We start from the raw sequence: 20676 nt of genomic DNA on the forward strand, positions 1-20676 counted from the left end.
GTAAAATTATAATTTAGCTGCCTTCTCTTCTAAAAACTGAGACATCACTTGCAATAATCCTTCATTTTGTTCTTTTGAACCAACTGTTATTCGAACAGATGTCGGGAAGTTTAGTGGTACACCAGAACGCACAATATAGCCTCGCTCTAAAAAGTACTGGAATACTTCATTGCCATCTATTTTAAAATCGATTAAGATGAAGTTTGTTTGAGATGGGTAGTAATCCAAACCGTGCTCTTTACAGAATGCATAGAATAATTCCAGCCCTTCTCTGTTTTTTGTTTTGCAGCTTTCTACGAACTCTTGATCTTCTAAAGCTGTTAATGCAGCAATTTGCCCAAGGGTATTCACATTAAAAGGCTCTCTAATTGGCTCTAATGTTTTAATTAATGTTTCATTCGCAACCCCATAGCCAACTCGAAAACTTGCTAAACCATAAATTTTAGAGAATGTTCTTAACACAATTAAATTCTCAAAGGCACTTACTAAATCAAGAGCATCATAATAATCTTCTGCTATAACATATTCATAATATGCTTCATCTAAAACGACTAAAACATCTTTTGGAACATCTTTCAAAAAGCCCACTAATTTTTCTTCTGTAATATATGTACCTGTTGGATTATTAGGTGAACATAACCATACAACACTTGTAGACTCGTCAATCGCCAAAAGCATGGCATCCAAATCATGAAGGCCATCGGCCGTTAATGGAACTTCCCTTACCTCCGCTCCATCTACAATCGCATTATGTTTGTATTGTCCAAATGTATGTGTTGCCATTACTGTATTTAAACCTGGTTTTAAAAGCGCACGAGAAATCATTAAAATAATTTCATCTGATCCATTTCCAAGTACCAATTGTTCTTTAGACACTTGCAGAAATTCAGCTAATTTCAAGCGCAATTTCGTTGCATATCCATCTGGATATAAAGCAAACGAACCATCAACCTTTTTCAGTTCCTCTGCTACTTTCAAGGAACTTCCAAATGGATTTTCGTTTGAAGCAAGTTTAACAATATTTTCTAAATTGAATTGTCTTTTTACTTCATCAATATTTTTTCCAGGTTGATAAGGAGTTAAATCCAAAAGTTGGCTTTTCCATTTCATCATTGTTCACCTCAAATTGTTAATAGCTTTTATGTTTATCCCATTTTTTTAAAGAAGTAAGCTTATTAGGCTTCTTTTAGATCTGGCCTTAAAGCAATAGCATTTTCTAAATAAATATGCTTAATGTCTTTTTGGGCAACTTGTGTGTTGACATGAAACATAATCCGTATGCACTTTTCTAGCGAAAAAGGAACATCCATTTCTTTCATGCACATAACAGGAACATACGTCCACCCCTCTTGCAAACGTATCACTTTTGCAGGGAACGCAGCAGTTATATCATCTGTCACTGATACAAAAACCGATGCAACATCATCCGCCTGAATATCATTTGCCAGTATCATGGCTTTTACAAGGCGCTCTGTTGCGTTCATAATTTTTGTTTCTTCATTGTGCTCAACAGTTATTGCCCCCCGCACTCCTCTTATCATTTACATTCTCTCCTTAAACAATTGTAATTCTTCTTTTATCTCTGCTTCCGCTATTTTTACTACTTTCGGCTGGCCGATTTTTTGCAGCAATACAAAATGGATATCCCCATTAAATGATTTTTTATCTTGCTTCATTCTATTAATTAATCGATCCAGATCAAGATGATGCGGAATTTGAATTTGATAGTTTAATTTCTCCAACCATTGTGAGAAATCGGATATAGAAAAATCCAAACCATATTTCTTTTTGCTTAACGTTAGAGCAAAAATCATGCCAATTGCAACAGCTTCTCCATGCGTCATATTTCCATAACCCATTTCTGCTTCAATTGCATGGCCTAATGTATGTCCAAAATTCAAATAGGCTCTAATTCCTGTTTCTTTCTCATCTTCCCCGACAATTCCCGCCTTTATTTCAATGCCTTTTTGCAAAAAATCAGCTAGCTCTTGCTCTGTTACTTTGCCTAAATCATCCAACTTTAAAAGAGTATCATAAAACTCTTTATCACTAATTAATGCATGCTTTATTACTTCAGCAAAGCCTGACTTAATTTCTTTGTCAGGCAATGTCGCAATAGCTGAAGTATTATAAAATACAGCTTCCGGCTGATAAAAGGCTCCAATCATATTCTTTCCTTCTGGGTGATTAATAGCCACCTTTCCTCCAACAGCGCTGTCATGAGCCAAAATAGTTGTTGGGAGTTGAATAAAAGGGATTCCCCTCATAAAGGTAGCTGCTACAAAACCAGCCAAATCTCCTACTGCACCGCCACCAAGAGCTAAAACAATCGACTTTCTGTCAAAGTTTTGCGTTAGGGCAAAAGTTAAACAATCATAATATACATCAAATGTTTTAGCTTTTTCTCCTGATGGAACAACATATGCTTCATAAGAAAAATCAGCTAAAAGCTCTGTAAGGGAGGCTAAATGCAGCTTAGCCACTGTTTCATCAGTTAATATAAAAAGTTTGGAACAGTTTGGAAAATGATTATGCAGAAATTCAGGCAAATGTCTAACTGCCTGCTCTTCAATAAAAACATCATATTCTTTTGAATCAGTTTTAACCCTAACTGTTTTCATTAGAATTCCCTCGCATATTCTCGATGTTTATTGATATTTTCTAATAGGCTGTCGAACCTGTCAGAATAAAACTGATCAATAATAGCACATGCCAATTCCCATGCGACAACATTTTCCGCAACAACAGCAGCAGCAGGAACAGCACAGCTGTCTGAACGCTCAATGCTCGCAGCAAAAGGCTCTTTCGTTTCAATATCGACACTATTTAATGGTTTATATAAAGTTGGAATTGGCTTCATGACACCTCTCACTACAATCGGCATACCTGTTGACATTCCACCTTCTAAACCGCCTAATCTGTTTGTTTTGCGTGTATAGCCATTTTGTTCATCCCATATAATCTCATCATGCACTTCACTGCCAGGTTTTCTCGCTGCTTCAAAGCCAATGCCAAATTCCACACCTTTAAATGCATTAATGCTCATAATAGCTCCAGCAAGCTTTGCATCCAATTTGCGGTCATAATGTACATAACTGCCAACGCCGACAGGCATGCCTTCAACGATTACTTCTACTATACCGCCGATAGAATCACCATTGGTTTTTGCATCATCAATTGCTTTCATCATTTCTTTTTCAGCAATAGGGTCTAAGCAGCGAACCGGTGATTGTTCAGATATTTCTGCTACTTTTTCAATAGACTCATAGGACCCTACATTTGCTTTTACGCCGCCAATTTCTAAAACATGTGATGCCACTTTTATTCCTAAAAGGGAAAGCAGTTTTTTTCCGACAGCGCCAGCAGCTACTCTCACCGTTGTTTCACGGGCAGAAGAGCGTTCTAGCACATTGCGCATATCACGGTGGCCATATTTGATCGCCCCATTCAAATCAGCATGTCCAGGTCTTGGACGAGAGATTTTCCGTTTGATTTCTGTTTCATTTTCTTCTATTGGATCCTGACCCATTATTTTTGTCCAATGCTTCCAATCATTATTTTCGACAATTAAAGACACCGGAGAACCTAATGTATAACCATGTCTGATTCCGCCGCCAATTTCGACTATATCTTTTTCAATCTGCATTCTTCTGCCACGACCATGGCCTTTTTGTCTTCTTGCCAATTCCTCATTAATATCACTTGCAAGCAGTGGCATTCCAGCAGGAAGCCCTTCAATAATTGTTATAAGTTTGGGACCATGTGATTCCCCTGAAGTTAAATATCTCATTTTTCGAATCCTTTCTCCCTTCAACGCTTTAAAGGAAATATGTTTCAATATAACATATTCATGTATAGAAAAATAGTATAAAAAATAAATTTAATAAAAAAACCTTATAATTAATTAGCTTCAAAACACTATCGCCTAAACTGAAAAGCCTAAAAAACAACTTATAATCGCTTGCGATAGAAAAAAGTATCCTCTGTTTCAAATCCATACTTTCCTGGATTAAATATTTGTTCTGTACTGCCTACAAAAAAAATTCCTCCAGGTTTTAGGGCATTAGAAAATTTTTGATAAAGCAAATCTTTTGCCTCTTCGGTGAAATAGATAAGCACATTTCGACATACAATCAAATCAAAGGGGCCTTGAAATGAATCTGCCAATAGATTATGTTTTTTAAACATTACCGTTTTTTTTATCTCTTCATTTACATGAAAAAAACTGCCTTTTTCTGTAAAGTATTGCTGTTTTTGTTTTAAGGGAACTTCATTTAATGCTCTGCCTACATAAATGCCTGCTTTCGCTTTTTGAATAGCCAGTTCATCAATATCTGTAGCTAGAATATCATACGGAGTTCGTGGCAAACAATTGGCAAAAACCATCGAAAGAGTATAAGGCTCTTCTCCTGTAGAACAAGCAGCACTCCATACTTTCAGTTTCCCGCCTCGTTTATCCATTAGTTTAGGGATGATTTTATTCTCTAAAACTTCCCACCTTTTGTAATTTCGGTAAAATTCTGAAACATTGATTGTCATTCGATCCAATAATTCATCCATTAAATCTTTATTTCTAATGACTGCCTGAAAATATTCCTTAAAAGAAACAAATCCCCTTTTTTCATAAAGAGATGTTAATCTTCTTTTCATTTGAGCTTCCTTGTATAAGGATAAATCAATACCTGATTGACTGTAGAAATTTTTGATAAAATCATCATAATCTTTATCCATTATTACCCCTCACTACACTGCGTTAATTTCTTTTTTATAGTATAAACGATAAAACAGGAAAAAGGGCATTAAATTTCTCTCCCCCTACTGATTTCACATCAAATAAATAGGCCAGTGTTAGCCTATGCTTAAATAAATAACAAGAATATTCCCAATAATCAAAGGAAAGTAGTGCGCAATTAATAGTATAGAAAAAGATACTTGATTTTCATCAAGCATCTTCTTATGTAAGTAAGGGCTTATCTAGATAATTAATTCACCCATGCTTCTATATTTTTTTGATATGTAATTAATTCTTCCTCTTTAAAAAACAACTTAATTTCTCTTGCAGCGCTTTCTGCACCATCCGATCCATGAATAACATTTTTGCTTTTAACAGCAGCAAAATCTCCTCGGATTGTTCCAGGCATCGCTTCCATTGGATTTGTTTTGCCCATCATTAGTCTTGATTTAGCAATAACCTCTTCTCCTTGCCATACCATTGCAAAAACAGGACCAGAAGTAATAAAGTCTACTAATTCCGTAAAAAAAGGCTTTTCCACATGCTCCTGGTAGTGCTTCTCGGCCAACTCAGTGGATATATGCATAAATTTTGCACCAATAAGTTGGAAGCCTTTTTGTTCAAAACGTTCTATAATTTTGCCTATCAGATTTCTTTGTACACCATCTGGCTTTACCATCAAAAACGTTCTCTCCATCGTTTTCACTCCTATACTATTAATAGAAAATGTAAAAATAGGCTATTCATGAAAACACTACCATAAACGGAGACACTTTGCAAAATTTTCTAATATTTCCGTTTCCCTAAATACTTTGCTATATTAGTCAGCGCTTTTTTCGAACGGTTATTCGGTAAGCCTTCTAATTCCTTTAACGCTTTAACCAAATACAAATCACTTACTTTTAAGGAACGATCAATAGCATCTGAATTCTTTATTAGCATAATAATTTTCTCAAGATCTTTTTTGTCCATATCTTCATGGACAGTTTTTACAGCCTCCCGCACTTCTTTTTGCTCCATTGCGTACAAAACAGGCAGTGTAATATTTCCCTGCAGCAAATCTCCTCCTGCTGGTTTCCCTAATTCTTTTTCAGTTGCGACAAAATCAAGTACATCATCAATGATTTGATAAGACATTCCTACATAATAGCCATAACGATACAGCTTTTTTTGATATTTTTCTTCCACATCAGAAGCAATGGCTCCCACTAAAGAGCTTGCTGAAATAAGAAGAGCGGTTTTTCTTTTGATGCGGCGAAAATAATCTCTGATATTTTGTTCATAACGGTATTTATCTTTTATTTGCTGAAGTTCCCCAATGCATACTTCCACAATGGTATTGGCCAATACTTTATGCGCCTCTGTTTTTTTTATGTCGCTCATTACTTCTAAAGAACGGGCAAAAATATAATCCCCTGTGTACATGGCAATTTTATTGTCCCATTTTGCTTTAATCGTAGGCTGTCCTCGGCGAAGATCTGCATCATCAATAACATCATCATGCACTAAAGAAGCCATATGTATTAGTTCTAAGGCAACGGCAGCCTTTTTTATCACATCAATATTATAATCGCCAAACTGACCTGCCAATAAAACAAATATCGGTCTAATCCGTTTGCCGCCCGCCTGCAATAAATGCAAAGAAGACTCTCGCAAAACATTAGAATCAGCCATTACCGTTTCTTCTAATGTTTTTTCAATGATCGCTAAATCCGAATTCAAAAATGAATACATCATTTTTAATTTCACTCACTACTCACCCGTCTTTTAAAATCTATACGGCTAAAAATTCTGCTGTTTTTAACCGTACAGAAACTTATTTTTCTTTATATCCAAAATGGGCAGCTGCAACTCCGCCACTGTACGGCTTATAAGAAACATTAGATAAGCCGGCTTGTTCAAACATATTTTTTAATTCCTCCATACCAGGAAAATCGCGGGCAGATTCTTGCAGCCATGAATACTCTTTATAGCTTTTTGCAAACAATTTTCCAAATAGAGGCATAATGAACCGAAAATAAAAATAGTAGCCCTGCTTAAATACGGGCATTGTTGGTTGGGATGTTTCTAAACAAACTACCGTTCCCCCTGGTTTTACCACTCGCCGCATTTCTTTGAGCACTTGCAAATAATCAGGTACATTTCTGAGTCCAAATCCAATTGTTACATAATCAAAGCTGTTGTCTGGAAAAGGCAGATTCATCGCATTTCCATGTATAAGCTTGATATTGGAGCGGCTTTTTGTTTTTTCTTTCCCAATGCTTAACATATTTTCGCTAAAATCCAAACCAGTAGCATGACCAGTTGGCCCGACAGCATCCGCCAAACTAATCGTCCAATCAGCGGTGCCGCAGCAAACATCCAATGCAGCCGCACCTTTTGATACATTCATTTTTTTCATTGTATCTTTTCGCCAAAATTTGTGTTGCTGAAAACTAATTAGCGTGTTCATTTTATCATAATTACCATAGATCTTTTCAAAGACATGATGGACTTTTTCTTCCTTCGATTGTTGTTGCTGCATTGCCTTTTTACCCTTCTTCCACATACATTTGTTGTTGTTGACATTCATTTAATAAAAGTTGGATTTTTTCTAATAGCAAATTATTTATGCAAATGGGCGCAGACTTCATCGCCTTCTGCAAACGGCTACAAGCTTCTTCTAGACATTTCCCTAAAATAAGTTCTGAAGAGGATCCAGTCTTCTTTTTCTCTTTCCATTTTTCTGATGCAAAGTTATCTATGACAAGAGAGGATCCAGTCTCATTATATGTATTTTTTTCTTTTAATAGCCTTTTTATAAGCAATAAGAAACTAGATAGATTTTTCCATGCTTCCATATGAAAAGCCGCTATTAATTTATCTACTAAAGCATATTCTACTATTACAATGCTTTTCACTAACTCGTCTATATTGGCTGCTGCTTTTTGATAGAGAGCAATTTTTTGTTCATTGATCTCTTTTATTGCTTCCGCCAATATTTTTATCATATGAATATCTTCTGCTTCTGCTAATAGCTGAAAATAATGGCCACTATAAAAGTCACCTGCCAAAACAGTCAACTGTCTATTTTTTTCTAAATCTTTGCTTTGGCTTTCATTTGTTATCAGCTCATGGGTATCAAGGGCAATTTGGATAAGCATGGTAGTTATTGTATATTTCTCGATATCCTTATCCGATAATTTCGCCTCTTTTAAAATAGAAAGGATTAAAAGCAATCTTTCATCATCAATAACAGGCTTCTGTATATGCTGAAAAAGATAGGTATGAGAAATTTTCTGCAAGATTTTTTCTTTTATTTGATCAATCAAACTTTGTGTAATGGCCATTTTATCACCCTTGTTCCCCTATTATTTCAAATTTACTATTTACGCTTACTTTTGTAATTATAGCATAAAACGGGTGTATGACGCTTTTTCAACCTTCTAGCTCATTTTACATTACATACATCCACTTGCCTGAAAAACAAACATCCATAATGATTGCTCTCAAATCTTTGTCCATGACTATTATTTAGATAAAATAATATTTGATTCATTCGCAAAAACCAAATAGTTTGCACAAATGAATCAAATATCAACATTCTTCTTTAAAAGACTCTTTGAAAAAAGACCTGACCCCGATATTATTTTAATAAAGACAGCACTTCTGCCCTTGCATCAGAATCTTTTGCATAGCGGCCTCGCACAGCTGTCGTGATCGTTTTTGCCCCAGGTTTATTAACGCCTCTCATCGTCATGCACATATGCTCTGCTTCAATTACCACCATTACACCATGAGGCTCAAGCATTTCATAAATGGAGTCTGCAACAGTTGATGTAATTCGTTCTTGAAGCTGCGGCCTTTTGGCAACCACTTCTACCGCTCGCGCTAATTTGCTTAAACCTGTTACTTTTCCATTTCGCGGGATATATGCAACATGAGCGGTTCCGAAAAAGGGAACTAAATGATGTTCACACATGCTGTAAAATGGGATATCTTTTACTAGCACTAATTCTTCATGATCTTCTCCAAATATCGTTTGAAAATATTCTTTCGGATCTTCCTGCAAACCTGAGAAAATTTCACTATACATTTTTGCTACCCTTGTAGGTGTATCCAACAAACCTTCTCTATCGGGATCTTCTCCAATAGCTTCTAAAATAAGTTTTACCGCTTCTTCAATTTTTGGGATATTTACCTTAGACATTTCCTTTTTCCTCCTAAAGCCTTTCATTCCATTTATCTCTAACCATATTAGCATAATAACCAATAGAAGACTATCTCGCCTTGCTTTACAAAAATAAATTATAGGAGTATTCCTTTTATGCTCGGACATACTAAAAAATATAAACCGCCATAATTAGATAGATACTATAAAAAAACAAATGGTGTAAAAGCTATTATTTACGCTTTATGCTGTTTTTAGTTTTTTCTAAATAAATAAACCCATATAAATGGATTAACAGCAAAAACTATTTAATAAAAAACATATAGTTAGGAGAATAATATAAAAACACCCGTTTGTCGACTGTTTTCTTTGATAATCATTGGGGGAATGCGAAAGGAAGACAATCGTTTGTTTCAGCACGCTGCCAAAGTTATTTCCTGTTGCTTTTTTAAAACAACATATTTCAAAAAAACTTTTCTACCAAAACATTGCATAAAAAAAACCGCGATGGCCGCGGTTTTTTAATATCATAGCAATGTATGTAATTACTTCACTGCATCTTTAAGTGCTTTTCCTGGTTTAAAAGCAGGAACTTTGCTAGCTGCGATTTCAATTTCTTCGCCTGTTTGTGGGTTGCGCCCTTTACGTGCTGCACGCTCACGAACTTCAAAGTTTCCAAAACCGATAAGTTGAACTTTATCCCCATCTTTTAAAGCATTTAAGATTGTATCGAAAACAGCGTCAACTGCTTTAGTAGCGTCTTTTTTAGATAATTCACTTGCCTCAGCAACTGCGTTAATTAATTCTGTTTTGTTCATGCCTTTCACCTCCTCCCAAATGTTTCAAATAAATTCAAAGAAAGCATCTACTATCATTATTTGTAAACAAATTCACGGAATTATATACGTCATACCAAATATTTTCTTAAATATAAACTATATCCTAGTGCATATAAGAGAATTATTTGAACAAAAAGTGTCTTGCTTAAATGATATACCCCTAAAAAGCCTTATATGACGCTAATTCCTTTAAAAGATTATCATAATCATTTGCGCATATCAAGAAATATTATCTATCGAACGCAATCTTTTAATAATTTAACAGCTATTTGTAACAGTTGTCTTCCTTTTTTAACAATTCCTTCAAAATTCAGCTGAAAAATTATTCACTTTAAAAACCTTGCATGCTAATCAAGGCTTAAAATTGTTTGAATCCCCCATCAATTAGCGCTTCCATTTAAGCTTTATCTTTTGAACTATCCACCATTTAGCTAACGCTTGAAGTGGAATTTTCCTGCAAACACCAGTTTAGCCACTAATTAGAGCAGATTCTATCCGTAGTCCATGAAAACTTTTAGCATCTTGACTTCTCTCGCATCCTACTTTCATTTGGTTTTCGCAGAAGATTAGAACATGGAAGATTCCATCTGGCAGACGCTTTTCCTGCTAGAACCCATAACTTCCATTTTCAAAGAACAACTTGCAAAAATATCATAGCACACCTGTTCGCTTTTTTCAACTATTTAGGCTTAACCCTATCAGCATTCATCCTCGCTTACTCATCGGACTACGCCCTCCGCATTCCTTAAAGCGGGAGTCTTCTGTCGGGAAATGATAAAAAACAGAAAGGTCCCAACACAAAAAAAGAACCCTAAAAAGAGTTCTTCTAAAGAATGATTGCAATTAGTCCACCAGATCCTTCATTGATAATTCGTTCAAGTGTTTCTTTTAATTTATATCTTGCATTTTCTGGCATAAGCGAAAGCTTCGCTTGAATCCCTTCACGCACTATTGAACTTAAACTTCTGCCAAAAATATCAGAATTCCAAATGGATAGCGGATCATCTTCAAAATCCTGCATTAAATATCGGACAAGCTCCTCACTTTGCTTTTCAGAACCAATGATTGGCGCAAACTCCGACTCTACATCTACTTTTATCATGTGTATAGATGGTGCAACAGCCTTTAATCGCACCCCGAATCTAGAGCCTTGGCGAATAATTTCTGGTTCATCCAAACTCATATCCACTAATGATGGAGCAGCTATTCCATAGCCCGTTTGCTTTACCATCTTTAAAGCGTCAGATATTTGATCATACTCCGTTTTTGCATGAGCAAAATCTTGCATCAGCTCTAACAAGTGATCTTTCCCTCTTATCTCAACACCGACAATTTCTTTTAATATTTCATCATATAGCTCATCCGGGGCAAACAAATCAATTTCTGCAACGCCTTGCCCCATTTCAATTCCCGCAAGGCCTGCATGATCAATAAATTCATATTCGCTAAATTGGGTTACCACTCGATCAACATCTCTTAATCTTTTAATATCTTTAACCGTATCTTTTACTGCTTCTTGATAGTTGTCGCGAAGCCAATGATTTTCACGTAATACCATTACCCAGCTTGGAAGATTTACATTAACCTCCAAAACCGGGAATTCGAATAATGCTTCCCTCATTACATTTAATACATCTGTTTCCCTCATCGATTCTACACTCATTGCAATTACAGGAATATCATATTCATTAGAAAGCTCTGTACGAAGAGACTCTGTATTTGGATGAAATGGCTGTGCACTATTGATGATCATAATAAATGGTTTTCCTACTTCTTTTAGCTCTTCAATCACCCGTTTTTCGGCTTCTAAGTAGTTGCTTCTAGGGATATCCCCAATTGTACCATCTGTTGTAATAACGACACCAATAGTGCTATGTTCTTGAATAACCTTTCTTGTACCAATTTCAGCTGCTTCATGGAAAGGGATTGGCTCTTCATACCACGGTGTATTAATCATTCTTGGACCATTTTCGTCTTCGTAGCCTTGTGCTCCTGGAACTGTATATCCTACACAATCCACTAATCTTATATTAACATCTAATCCTTCATCCACTTTAATAGATGCTGCTTGATTTGGAACAAATTTTGGTTCTGTCGTCATGATTGTTTTGCCAGCAGCGCTTTGCGGCAATTCATCTTTTGTTCGAGCTTTGTCTCCTTCATTGTCCATATTAGGGATTACGACAAGTTCCATAAACTTTTTAATAAAAGTTGATTTTCCTGTTCGTACAGCACCTACAACTCCTAAATAAATATCGCCGCCCGTTCTTTCGGCAATATCTTTAAAAATATTGACCTTTTCCAAGTGATCCCCTCCTGAACTCTCCTTAGTATATCGGAAACTATTCCGTAAAATACTATTTGACACTATATATTTATGATGTTGTCCTATATCTTTATGACTGATTTTAAAAATTTCCTCCTTTAGATTTTTGTCCATTGATAAAACAAATGCATGTTGCCAATAAAGCGAAACTTCAATCAGCTGGGTTTTCCATATCCCCACTGATTATTAGGAACTTACTTGGATTTTGTTTCAGCAGTTCTCCTAGCTAGCTTCCTTTCATCATCTCGAGCTGGAAAGCAACAGGGGCAAATAGACCAAGAATCCGTATCTTTTTGCAACTTGGTGCCTACACGAAGAAAAAGGCAATTCCTTATGTTAAGGTAATTTTTTTAGTTTGCTATTCTTGAAGTTATAACTTTTTAGAAAAAATAGAAAAAAACCTTCTCTTCAATATATACATGAAAAGAAAGCTTATGACATTTTTTTAACACAATACAAAATAACATTTGCCGAATATCCTACTGGTTGCTTCTTGAGGCAAGATAAAACACAAGCTACACCGACGTTTCCACAGAGCATAGAGACTAGAATATCTTTCTATTAGGCCTTTAACCACCAGTATCTTCTTATCTCAAATAAGAGGACAAAACCTACTAAAAAAGGATAAGAACTCATTCTATAACAAAATATTCTGTTAAACTTATCTGTTGATTTCCGCTGCAGGCGTTTGCTCCAAACAACAAATTGCTAAAGTCAACAATAAAGCGAAACTTCAATCAGTGAGGGTTTTCCACGTCCCCACTGATTGTTAGCTGAACCAATCAGGCTTTTATGGGCAAGTTTCTACCCATCTAGATTTCTAGATTTCTCGTTTTCTCTTACAATCCCTTAGGTGGGGGCAAAAGCCCATTAATGCATGATAAACTTTAACATAGCTTAACAAAAAAACCAAAGTAAAGAAGGGGAAACTTTACTTTGGCAATTTTTTAGACTATTTTACCCAATCCCTGTTCAATCCACCAGGTTGCTTCGTTGCATTGTATGCAATTTGTTACAAAATCGCTTCATAAAAATGCCTATTTTTCTAAAAAAACGTTGGTATTTTTTAGAATGGGCCTTATACAAACTAAACAGCCAGTATATCTGCCCCTAACTATGAATTGAATTTTCCTTTTTTAAAATCCCTCACAAAATGCCTACAAACAAAAAAAGCAGCATATTTTCTGCTGCTTTCCTTTATTTATTCTATGTATTGAGAAGCAAGAATATTTATTAAATCCTCCATCTCACTTGTTTTTCCTCTTTCCATAAGGCTATCTACCGCCCTCTTTGGATCTCCTCCGTTAAAGAGGACATTGTACAAAGCATTGGCTATAGGCAGCTCTACATTATATTTTTCAGAAAGCTGATGAGCGGCTTTTGTCGTGCGGATTCCTTCCACAGCCATGCCCATATCACTTAATACGTCTTCCATTTTCCGCCCTTTTCCCAACTGATTTCCTGCTCTCCAGTTTCTAGAATGGGGACTTGTACATGTTACAATTAAATCGCCAATGCCTGTCAGTCCAGCAAATGTTAAAGGATTAGCTCCCATTTTTGTTCCAAGACGAGCCATCTCAGCAAGTCCTCTTGTAATTAAAGCTGCTTTGGCATTATCTCCATAACCTAATCCATCTGTAATTCCTGCACAAACAGCAATGATATTTTTTAATGCACCACCAATTTCAACGCCAATAATATCCGGATTTGTATATACTCTAAAATTAGAATTAATAAATAAATCTTGGACTTTTTGTGCTTCTTCCATATTTTTGGAAGAAACAGTCACCGTTGTTGGATGGCGCAGGCTCACTTCCTCGGCATGACTCGGGCCAGAAAGAACAACTATGCTTTTAATCAGTTCTTTCGGTATCTCTTCTTCCATTATTTCAGAAATCCGCAAAAGAGATTCTGGTTCTATTCCCTTGCTTACATGAACAAATGTCATAGGGCTTTTTACAAAGGGAATAATTTGTTTAATCACTTCCCGCATTGCTTTTGTTGGTACAGATAGTGTTATATATGCAGCATCACGCACTGCTTCTTCCATAGAAGTTGTCCCATGTATTCCATGTGGGAGCAAAATATTTGGCAAATATTTTTTATTCTCATGAACCTGATTTATTTCATCAATTGTTTGCTGGTTTTTTCCCCATAAATAAACAGTATGTCCATTATCTGCAAGAACCAATGATAGTGCTGTTCCCCAGCTGCCAGCACCTATCATTGCCACTTTAACTTTGCCATTGCCCATCAAAAAACACCTCGATTATTTGCGTTCTCTCGCAAAGATTTTAATTGGTGTGCCTTCGAAGCCAAATGCATCTCTTATGCGGTTTTCCAAGAAACGTTCATAAGAAAAATGAAGCAGTTCTGGATCATTAACAAATACAACAAATGTTGGCGGTCCCACGGCAACTTGTGTAGCATAGTAGATTTTTAATCTTTTTCCTTTATCGGTTGGTGTTGGATTCATCGCAACTGCATCCATTATGACATCGTTTAAGACACTTGTTTCCACACGCAATGTATGGTTTTCGCTTGCTAAATTAATCATTGGAATAAGCGTATGGATACGTTTTTTTGTTTTTGCAGATAAAAATACAATTGGAGCATAATCTAAAAATAAGAAATGTTCTCGAATATTCCGTTCAAATGCTTTCATTGTTTTTTCATCTTTTTCAACAGCATCCCATTTATTGACCACAATAATAACTGCTCTTCCAGCTTCATGCGCATAACCGGCAATCTTTTTATCCTGTTCAATAATTCCTTCTTCTCCATCGATTACAATAAGAACCACATCTGATCTTTCAATTGCTCTTAATGCGCGAAGAACGCTATATTTTTCTGTTGTTTCATATACTTTTCCCTTTTTTCTCATTCCGGCTGTATCAATAATAACATAAGGGTTTCCATTCACAGTTACTTGCGAATCAATTGCATCCCTTGTGGTTCCTGCTATATTGCTGACAATTACTCTATCTTCCCCTAGTATAGCATTAACTAAAGAAGATTTCCCAACATTTGGACGTCCAATTAAAGAGAATTTAATGACATCGTCTCCATATTCTTTCCCTTCTCCTTTTGGAAAATGTTGAGCTGCTTCATCAAGCAAATCTCCTAATCCTAAACCATGGGAACCTGAAATCGGAACTGGTTCACCAAAACCTAGAGAATAAAAATCATAAATCTGCTGGCGCATCTCAGGGTTATCAATCTTATTTACTGCAAGAACAACAGGTTTTTTTGCACGATATAAAATTTTTGCTACTTCTTCATCAGCAGATGTTACTCCTTCACGCCCATTGGTAATAAAAATAATAACGTCCGCTTCTTCTATAGCAATCTCTGCCTGCATTCTAATTTGATCTAAAAACGGCTCATCTCCAATGTCGATGCCCCCTGTATCAATTAAATTAAAATCATGATTCAACCATTCAGCAGAACTATAGATTCTATCCCTTGTTACTCCTGGAATATCTTCTACTATTGAAATACGTTCGCCAACAATTCTATTAAAAATAGTGGACTTGCCCACATTTGGCCTTCCTACTATCGCAATTACCGGTTTTGCCATTACATTCATCCTTCCATCATTTCCATTAAACTTATTTATGCAGCCAATCTGCTTCTTTCTAAAAAACAAGCATGTTATCAACTTGCTAAAGATAGACAATAAGCCGCACCTGCATTTTTAAACTATCTATTCAAGTTTGCTTCTCCTTATAAAGGACAACACAAAAGTTTAAAGGTGTCCATCATATGAGCATAAGCCAAATTTCCTTTACGCATAAGCTGTTGTTCACCTAATCTCACGGAAAATTCACTGCATATGGAGCCGAAAAAAATTTTGCTCTTATTACGGCTTTTATACGCACTGTTAAAATAATCCAACAATCAATATTATTGAGAAACATGCTTAAAAATAAAGTGAAAATCCAATCAGAATTTTACGGGCAAGTTTCTGCCCACTTGGATTTCTCCTTTTCCCTTAATATCCATTAGGTGAGATCAAAAGCTCATTAAATAGTGATAAAAAAGGAATACTGGATTATACTCATTATATCTAGGACACCCCTATAACTTATTTATTTTAACAAAGAGCCCTACTACTAGCAAGAACAAAAATTCTTAGCCATGTTCTTCCAAACAGGAAACAAGTTCCTTCTTATCCTGTACAAATAAAATGAACCATGGCATAAAATCATTTCTAATGCTTTACAATAATATAAATATCTTTGCTTATTTGATGAGCAATGCCATCTAGTATTGCTTCTAGATTAGTCGAAATATGCTCCATTTCTTTTTGATTTTCACAATAAAACACACCTGTTCCTTGGGCTACTTTGGCAGGATTGGTTGTAATGGCAGCCAGTATATACTTTTCAATATTCACCTTTCTCTTCCTTTCTCTCCAGCCTTTTGTTTGGCATTCTAATTGCATTCTCCAATGTTGGCACCGCTCCAATAATCGCTAGAGCCTTTTTAGTATTTTTTTCTTGGGGCAGAAGAAAAACAGCTACTCTCCCATCATTTAAGTCCCTTTTAGCTAATGGAACTAGTGCTGGTGTTCCTGAATCTCGATATACTCCAAGGGCAGTAGAAACATCATAAAGAATTGCTTGCCTTTGGCCTAAATTAGCGATAGTATTTCGTGCATTAAAGTTTTTTGGTGAAAGAATAAATCCCATGCCATATTGCAGCACCTCTTTTTGTCTTTCAGGCAAGCCGATATTCATAATATAAATATTGTCAATATATAAGCCGGCTTCCTCAAATCTCGGCTCCACTGCTTCTATCTTTACAATATCCTTTAGTTTTCCGCCAGACATTAATTTTTTTGAAATAGCGATAGATAAAATGGCTGCAAGCATTCCTGTCCAAATATTGTAGGCAATATATCCAAAGGTGCTTAAAAGGCTTGTGAACATTACCAAGTAGTTCCTGCTTTCAAAAGCGATAGCTATTCCTTCGATATAAGTTTTCCCCCTCGGCACCATCTCAAAGCTATCCAGCTCTGTTAGTGTATTTCGCTCCATATTACGCACTTCCCTAAATTGAGAAGCAGCTACCGTTAAAAAAGTGACCGCGGTAAAATCTTTATCCAATATAGCTGGAATTGCCACCGTTCCTAATCCTGCCGCAATAAAACCTAATGCGATATGAATTATTTTCCCATGCAAATATGTTGGATATTGCCGATAATCTGTTCTTAGCATAAACACTCTTAAAGCGGTTCCGATTATCACCCCAAAGGCAATAGGGTATGTATATTCATTCATAATAGTTTTTGTTTCTCCTTCTCCATAATATAAACATATTTTTCCCATCTTAAAAGGGATAGTTTAACTGTATAAAAGGTGATAATTCCAGCAATGCTTATAAGCAAACTATCAAAAAAATTCATAGAACCAATTGTATAGGAATACTGATATTTCTTTAATAGAATGCCATATAAAACATCCCCATTGACGCTTCCAAAAATGATTAATAAAATTTGTTTTGTCGGCTCTTTATAGATAAGCCGGGCCACTATAATTAAACTAATGGAAAGCAGCCACTCTTTATTGAAAATAATCCATATAGGGTCAAGAATGGAAAGCAAATGAAACGAGCAATAAGCAAGCATCATAAAAAAGGCGGATAAAAGAAAATACAAAAGTGTTTTTTTTCTAAATATATTGATATAGAAAAAAACTCCGATGTACAAACAAGCCAATAATAAAGAAATATTAAAATCAAACATATTTATTTGATATGGCGATACAATAATAGCTGCTAATAATAGAATGGTGAAATTCAATCGATTTTTATGTTTTTTATTCAAAAAAAATGTCGTTTGAATCCATAACATCCATGTAAACCAGTAAAAGAACTGACCATCCAAGTTTATCTCCTCCTCCTTTCCATTATGGCTCTTCAAAGAGAACTTTAAACGATGATGCATAATCTTCTCATAATTCATCATGATAAGGAAATGGAGGTGAAAAGCATGGGCAGAGATAGACAAGAGGGAAAATTAAAAAAGAGCAAAAGAGTGGAATCGGACCGGGATCAAGCATTGCATTACCCAGGTTCTGCAAAGCTTCAAAGTCCGGAAGAAGCAAGAGCTTTTAATGATAATAAGCAAGGTTAAGCAACCAGCAAACAACTGATGAAGCAGCTAAAGCATGCTGGGCCTACTAAACAAAAAGAGTGAGCTATTAATAGGGCAATAGCTCACTCTTTATTTTCTATTAGTTTTTTAGTTTTCTTAATTGATCTCCAATCATATCGCCTAATTGGAACCCTTTAGATTCTTCAGGAAGCTCGTAAGTTTCTTCTTCATCCTGTTCTTTTTCTGTCAACTCTTTAATGCTTAAGGATAGTCGCTGTTCTTGTTCATTTACATCCAATACTTTTACTTGTACAACCTGTCCTTCTTTTAATTCTTCATGTGGCGTTCCGATATGTTTATGTGCAATTTGGGAGATATGAACAAGTCCTTCTACCCCTTTGAACACTTCAACAAATGCGCCGTATGATACAAGTCTTTTTACTGTTCCTTCCAACACACTTCCTACTGCTGCTTTTTCTGCGATATTTGCCCATGGACCCGGCTGTGTATCTTTAATGGATAAAGAGATTCGATCATTATCCCGATCCACGCTTAATACTTTTACATTTACTTGTTGCCCTTCTTCCACTACATCAGACGGTTTTGAAATATGTTCATGGGATAATTGAGAGATATGAACTAATCCATCAATTCCTCCTAGATCAACAAATGCGCCAAAATCAGTAATTCTTTGTACAACACCAGTTAAAGTTTGTCCTGCTTCCAATGAATCTAGCAAGTTTTGTTTTTGTTTAATTTTTTCTTGTTCAATTACCGCTCGATGTGAAAGAATCAACCGATTTTTGTCTTTTTCCAATTCTACAATCTTAAATGAAATTGTTTTTCCTTTGTAGTCGGAAAAATCTTCTACATAATGATCTTCCACTAAAGAAGCGGGAACAAAACCTCGCACCCCAAGATCCACTACTAAGCCGCCTTTGACCACATCTTTTACTTCAGCGTCAAAAATCTCTCCGGCTTGAAACTTTTCTTCTAAACTATCCCATGCTTTTTCTGCATCAACTTTACGCTTAGAAAGCACAAGGGCATCTTCTTCTACTTTAATGACTTGCAATTCCAATGCATCTCCCACAGCTACCACATCACTGGCTTTTTCAATGTGAAGGCTTGAAAGTTCGCTAATGGGAATCACTCCATCTAATTTACTATTGGAAATAGCGACAATAACTTGTTTTTCTTCCACTTTTGTCACTTGGCCAACTACATTTTCTCCAACACCATAATTATTCACAACAATATCATTTAATTCTTCAGACATATGTACTCCTCCTTATATATCACTTTCATAAAATATGATTAAATAATTTCAGCAAGCTCGCTTGTGCAAACTTTTTAGAATACTTTAAATTATTCCTTTTCTTTAAGTTCTTATAAATAACCGCTTTTGTCAAGTAAGTCAACTTAAAAAGGAATAGCAAAATACAGAACTACTATATATTAAATAATTCTTTTTCTGCTATTCCGCACTATTTATAAACCGTGGAAAAGAAATTAGTTGGTGATTTTTTCGGCAGTCAATTCCATGATGCGATTGACCACTTCTCCAATAGAAAGAGAAGTAGTATCTACTTCTACTGCATCCGCCGCTTTTTTTAATGGCGCTACTTCACGTTCAGAATCTAATTTATCTCTTGTTGCAATTTCTTGCTTTAGCACTTCCAAATCAGAATTATAGCCTTTTTTTAGATTTTCGGTATGGCGTCTAACCGCTCGTTCATCTACAGATGCCAATAAAAATACTTTTACTTCTGCATTTGGAATAACATGTGTCCCAATATCCCTACCATCCATTACCACGCCGCCGCTTGTTGCAAACATCTGTTGGCGTCTAACCATCTCTTCACGGATTGATTTATGTTTCGCTACAATGGAAACGGAATTGGTGACAGCACTTGTCCTAATTTCTTCTGTTACATTTTGATTATCCAAAAATATTAGTTGACCGTTTTCGCCTGGAAATAATTCAATAACTGTACTTTCTAATACATTCATCAAGTTTTGTTCATCTTCAAGATCTATTTGATTATTTAAAGCTTTATATGTTAATGCTCGATACATCGCCCCTGTATCAATATAAATATATCCTAATTTTTCCGCAATAATTTTTGCAACAGTGCTTTTTCCAGCCGCAGCAGGTCCATCTATCGCAATGCTAATTTTTTTGTTCATAAATCCTCCTAAAACTTTGGCTTTTATAAAAACCACTATGATAATAATAGCTAAAACAAAACAGCTTGCTTTTTCAAACTTCTCAAAAAGAGCTGTACTGCTGAATGGTGAAACATTTTTACAGCAAAATTTTTGCTTGGCATTTCCCCTATAGGCTTAAAGCAATTTATATTGCTCTCTAACATAAAAGAAGATGTTTTATTATTTCTGTTTTTTCTATACGAAAAACGAAATATATCGCTTCTTTTTTATTTTAACATATTTTATTTACTATTTTCTTTAAAATAAGAGGATTTAAATATTTTATTCTATTGTCCAAATTCAACATAAAAATAACAC

General features: G+C 35.5%; 20 protein-coding genes. 1 reads left to right on the forward strand and 19 read right to left on the reverse strand.

Translation table 11 applies throughout. The features are described 5' to 3' along the window. Positions 1 to 6: 6 nt before the first annotated feature. From hisC to NCCP28_RS02045, 17 genes are all read right to left on the reverse strand, one after another. Positions 7 to 1110 carry a histidinol-phosphate transaminase gene (hisC, locus tag NCCP28_RS01965; protein WP_248560268.1) on the reverse strand — a complete coding sequence of 368 codons (1104 nt, stop codon included), beginning with the start codon at positions 1108 to 1110 and terminating at the stop codon, positions 7 to 9. Positions 1111 to 1175: 65 nt separating this feature from the next. Further along, entirely contained in the window at positions 1176 to 1541 is a 366-nt protein-coding gene (aroH, locus tag NCCP28_RS01970; RefSeq protein WP_248559728.1) for a chorismate mutase, read from the reverse strand. Further along, the gene (aroB, locus tag NCCP28_RS01975) at positions 1542 to 2621 is read right to left on the reverse strand and encodes a 3-dehydroquinate synthase (protein ID WP_248559729.1); all 1080 of its coding nucleotides are present in this window, start codon (positions 2619 to 2621) and stop codon (positions 1542 to 1544) included. It abuts the gene before it with no gap. Next, positions 2621 to 3790: a chorismate synthase gene (gene aroC / locus NCCP28_RS01980; protein WP_248559730.1), complete on the reverse strand. Its 1170-nt coding sequence runs from the start codon at positions 3788 to 3790 to the stop codon at positions 2621 to 2623. Before aroC ends, aroB begins: the two co-directional genes overlap by 1 nt. 161 nt (positions 3791 to 3951) lie before the next feature. Next, a complete protein-coding gene (locus NCCP28_RS01985) occupies positions 3952 to 4731 on the reverse strand; it encodes a CheR family methyltransferase (RefSeq protein ID WP_248559731.1) in 780 nt (259 codons plus the stop codon). A 251-nt stretch (positions 4732 to 4982) separates the two neighbouring features. Further along, a complete protein-coding gene (gene ndk, locus NCCP28_RS01990) occupies positions 4983 to 5429 on the reverse strand; it encodes a nucleoside-diphosphate kinase (protein ID WP_248559732.1) in 447 nt (148 codons plus the stop codon). A gap of 89 nt (positions 5430 to 5518) precedes the next feature. Next, on the reverse strand, positions 5519 to 6481 hold the full coding sequence (gene hepT / locus NCCP28_RS01995; RefSeq protein WP_248559733.1) for a heptaprenyl diphosphate synthase component II: 963 nt from the start codon (positions 6479 to 6481) through the stop codon (positions 5519 to 5521). 67 nt (positions 6482 to 6548) lie between these two features. Continuing rightward, the gene (locus NCCP28_RS02000) at positions 6549 to 7256 is read right to left on the reverse strand and encodes a demethylmenaquinone methyltransferase (protein ID WP_248559734.1); all 708 of its coding nucleotides are present in this window, start codon (positions 7254 to 7256) and stop codon (positions 6549 to 6551) included. Between the two features lie 7 nt (positions 7257 to 7263). Then, positions 7264 to 8061 carry a heptaprenyl diphosphate synthase component 1 gene (locus NCCP28_RS02005; RefSeq protein ID WP_248559735.1) on the reverse strand — a complete coding sequence of 266 codons (798 nt, stop codon included), beginning with the start codon at positions 8059 to 8061 and terminating at the stop codon, positions 7264 to 7266. A 296-nt stretch (positions 8062 to 8357) separates the two neighbouring features. Beyond that, a complete protein-coding gene (folE, locus tag NCCP28_RS02010; RefSeq protein ID WP_248559736.1) occupies positions 8358 to 8921 on the reverse strand; it encodes a GTP cyclohydrolase I FolE in 564 nt (187 codons plus the stop codon). 506 nt (positions 8922 to 9427) lie between these two features. Then, positions 9428 to 9700 carry an HU family DNA-binding protein gene (locus NCCP28_RS02015; RefSeq protein ID WP_016203034.1) on the reverse strand — a complete coding sequence of 91 codons (273 nt, stop codon included), beginning with the start codon at positions 9698 to 9700 and terminating at the stop codon, positions 9428 to 9430. A gap of 847 nt (positions 9701 to 10547) precedes the next feature. Further along, on the reverse strand, positions 10548 to 12026 hold the full coding sequence (spoIVA, locus tag NCCP28_RS02020) for a stage IV sporulation protein A (RefSeq protein ID WP_248559737.1): 1479 nt from the start codon (positions 12024 to 12026) through the stop codon (positions 10548 to 10550). A gap of 1222 nt (positions 12027 to 13248) precedes the next feature. Beyond that, positions 13249 to 14301, reverse strand: a complete 1053-nt coding sequence (locus NCCP28_RS02025) for an NAD(P)H-dependent glycerol-3-phosphate dehydrogenase (RefSeq protein WP_248559738.1) — start codon at positions 14299 to 14301, stop codon at positions 13249 to 13251. 15 nt (positions 14302 to 14316) lie between these two features. Continuing rightward, positions 14317 to 15627, reverse strand: coding sequence for a ribosome biogenesis GTPase Der (der, locus tag NCCP28_RS02030; protein ID WP_248559739.1), 1311 nt, complete (start codon positions 15625 to 15627; stop codon positions 14317 to 14319). A gap of 633 nt (positions 15628 to 16260) precedes the next feature. Next, positions 16261 to 16446 (reverse strand): capping complex subunit for YIEGIA, encoded by a 186-nt coding sequence (locus NCCP28_RS02035; RefSeq protein ID WP_248559740.1) that lies wholly within the window; start codon positions 16444 to 16446, stop codon positions 16261 to 16263. After that, positions 16436 to 17332, reverse strand: coding sequence for a YIEGIA family protein (locus tag NCCP28_RS02040; protein WP_248559741.1), 897 nt, complete (start codon positions 17330 to 17332; stop codon positions 16436 to 16438). The genes NCCP28_RS02035 and NCCP28_RS02040 overlap by 11 nt, the downstream gene beginning before the upstream one ends. Further along, complete coding sequence (locus tag NCCP28_RS02045) at positions 17329 to 17937, reverse strand: YphA family membrane protein (RefSeq protein ID WP_248559742.1); 609 nt, start codon at positions 17935 to 17937, stop codon at positions 17329 to 17331. The genes NCCP28_RS02040 and NCCP28_RS02045 overlap by 4 nt, the downstream gene beginning before the upstream one ends. Positions 17938 to 18042: 105 nt before the next feature. On the opposite strand from NCCP28_RS02045, the gene NCCP28_RS02050 reads away from it, so the two are divergent. Beyond that, complete coding sequence (locus NCCP28_RS02050) at positions 18043 to 18186, forward strand: YpzI family protein (RefSeq protein ID WP_248559743.1); 144 nt, start codon at positions 18043 to 18045, stop codon at positions 18184 to 18186. Between the two features lie 100 nt (positions 18187 to 18286). On the opposite strand, the gene rpsA is transcribed toward NCCP28_RS02050, so the two are convergent. Beyond that, complete coding sequence (gene rpsA / locus NCCP28_RS02055; protein ID WP_248559744.1) at positions 18287 to 19426, reverse strand: 30S ribosomal protein S1; 1140 nt, start codon at positions 19424 to 19426, stop codon at positions 18287 to 18289. A 233-nt stretch (positions 19427 to 19659) separates the two neighbouring features. Further along, positions 19660 to 20337 (reverse strand): (d)CMP kinase, encoded by a 678-nt coding sequence (cmk, locus tag NCCP28_RS02060; protein WP_248559745.1) that lies wholly within the window; start codon positions 20335 to 20337, stop codon positions 19660 to 19662. Positions 20338 to 20676 lie beyond the last annotated feature (339 nt).

This window comes from Niallia sp. NCCP-28, from assembly GCF_023168165.1.
Classification (GTDB): domain Bacteria; phylum Bacillota; class Bacilli; order Bacillales; family Cytobacillaceae; genus Niallia.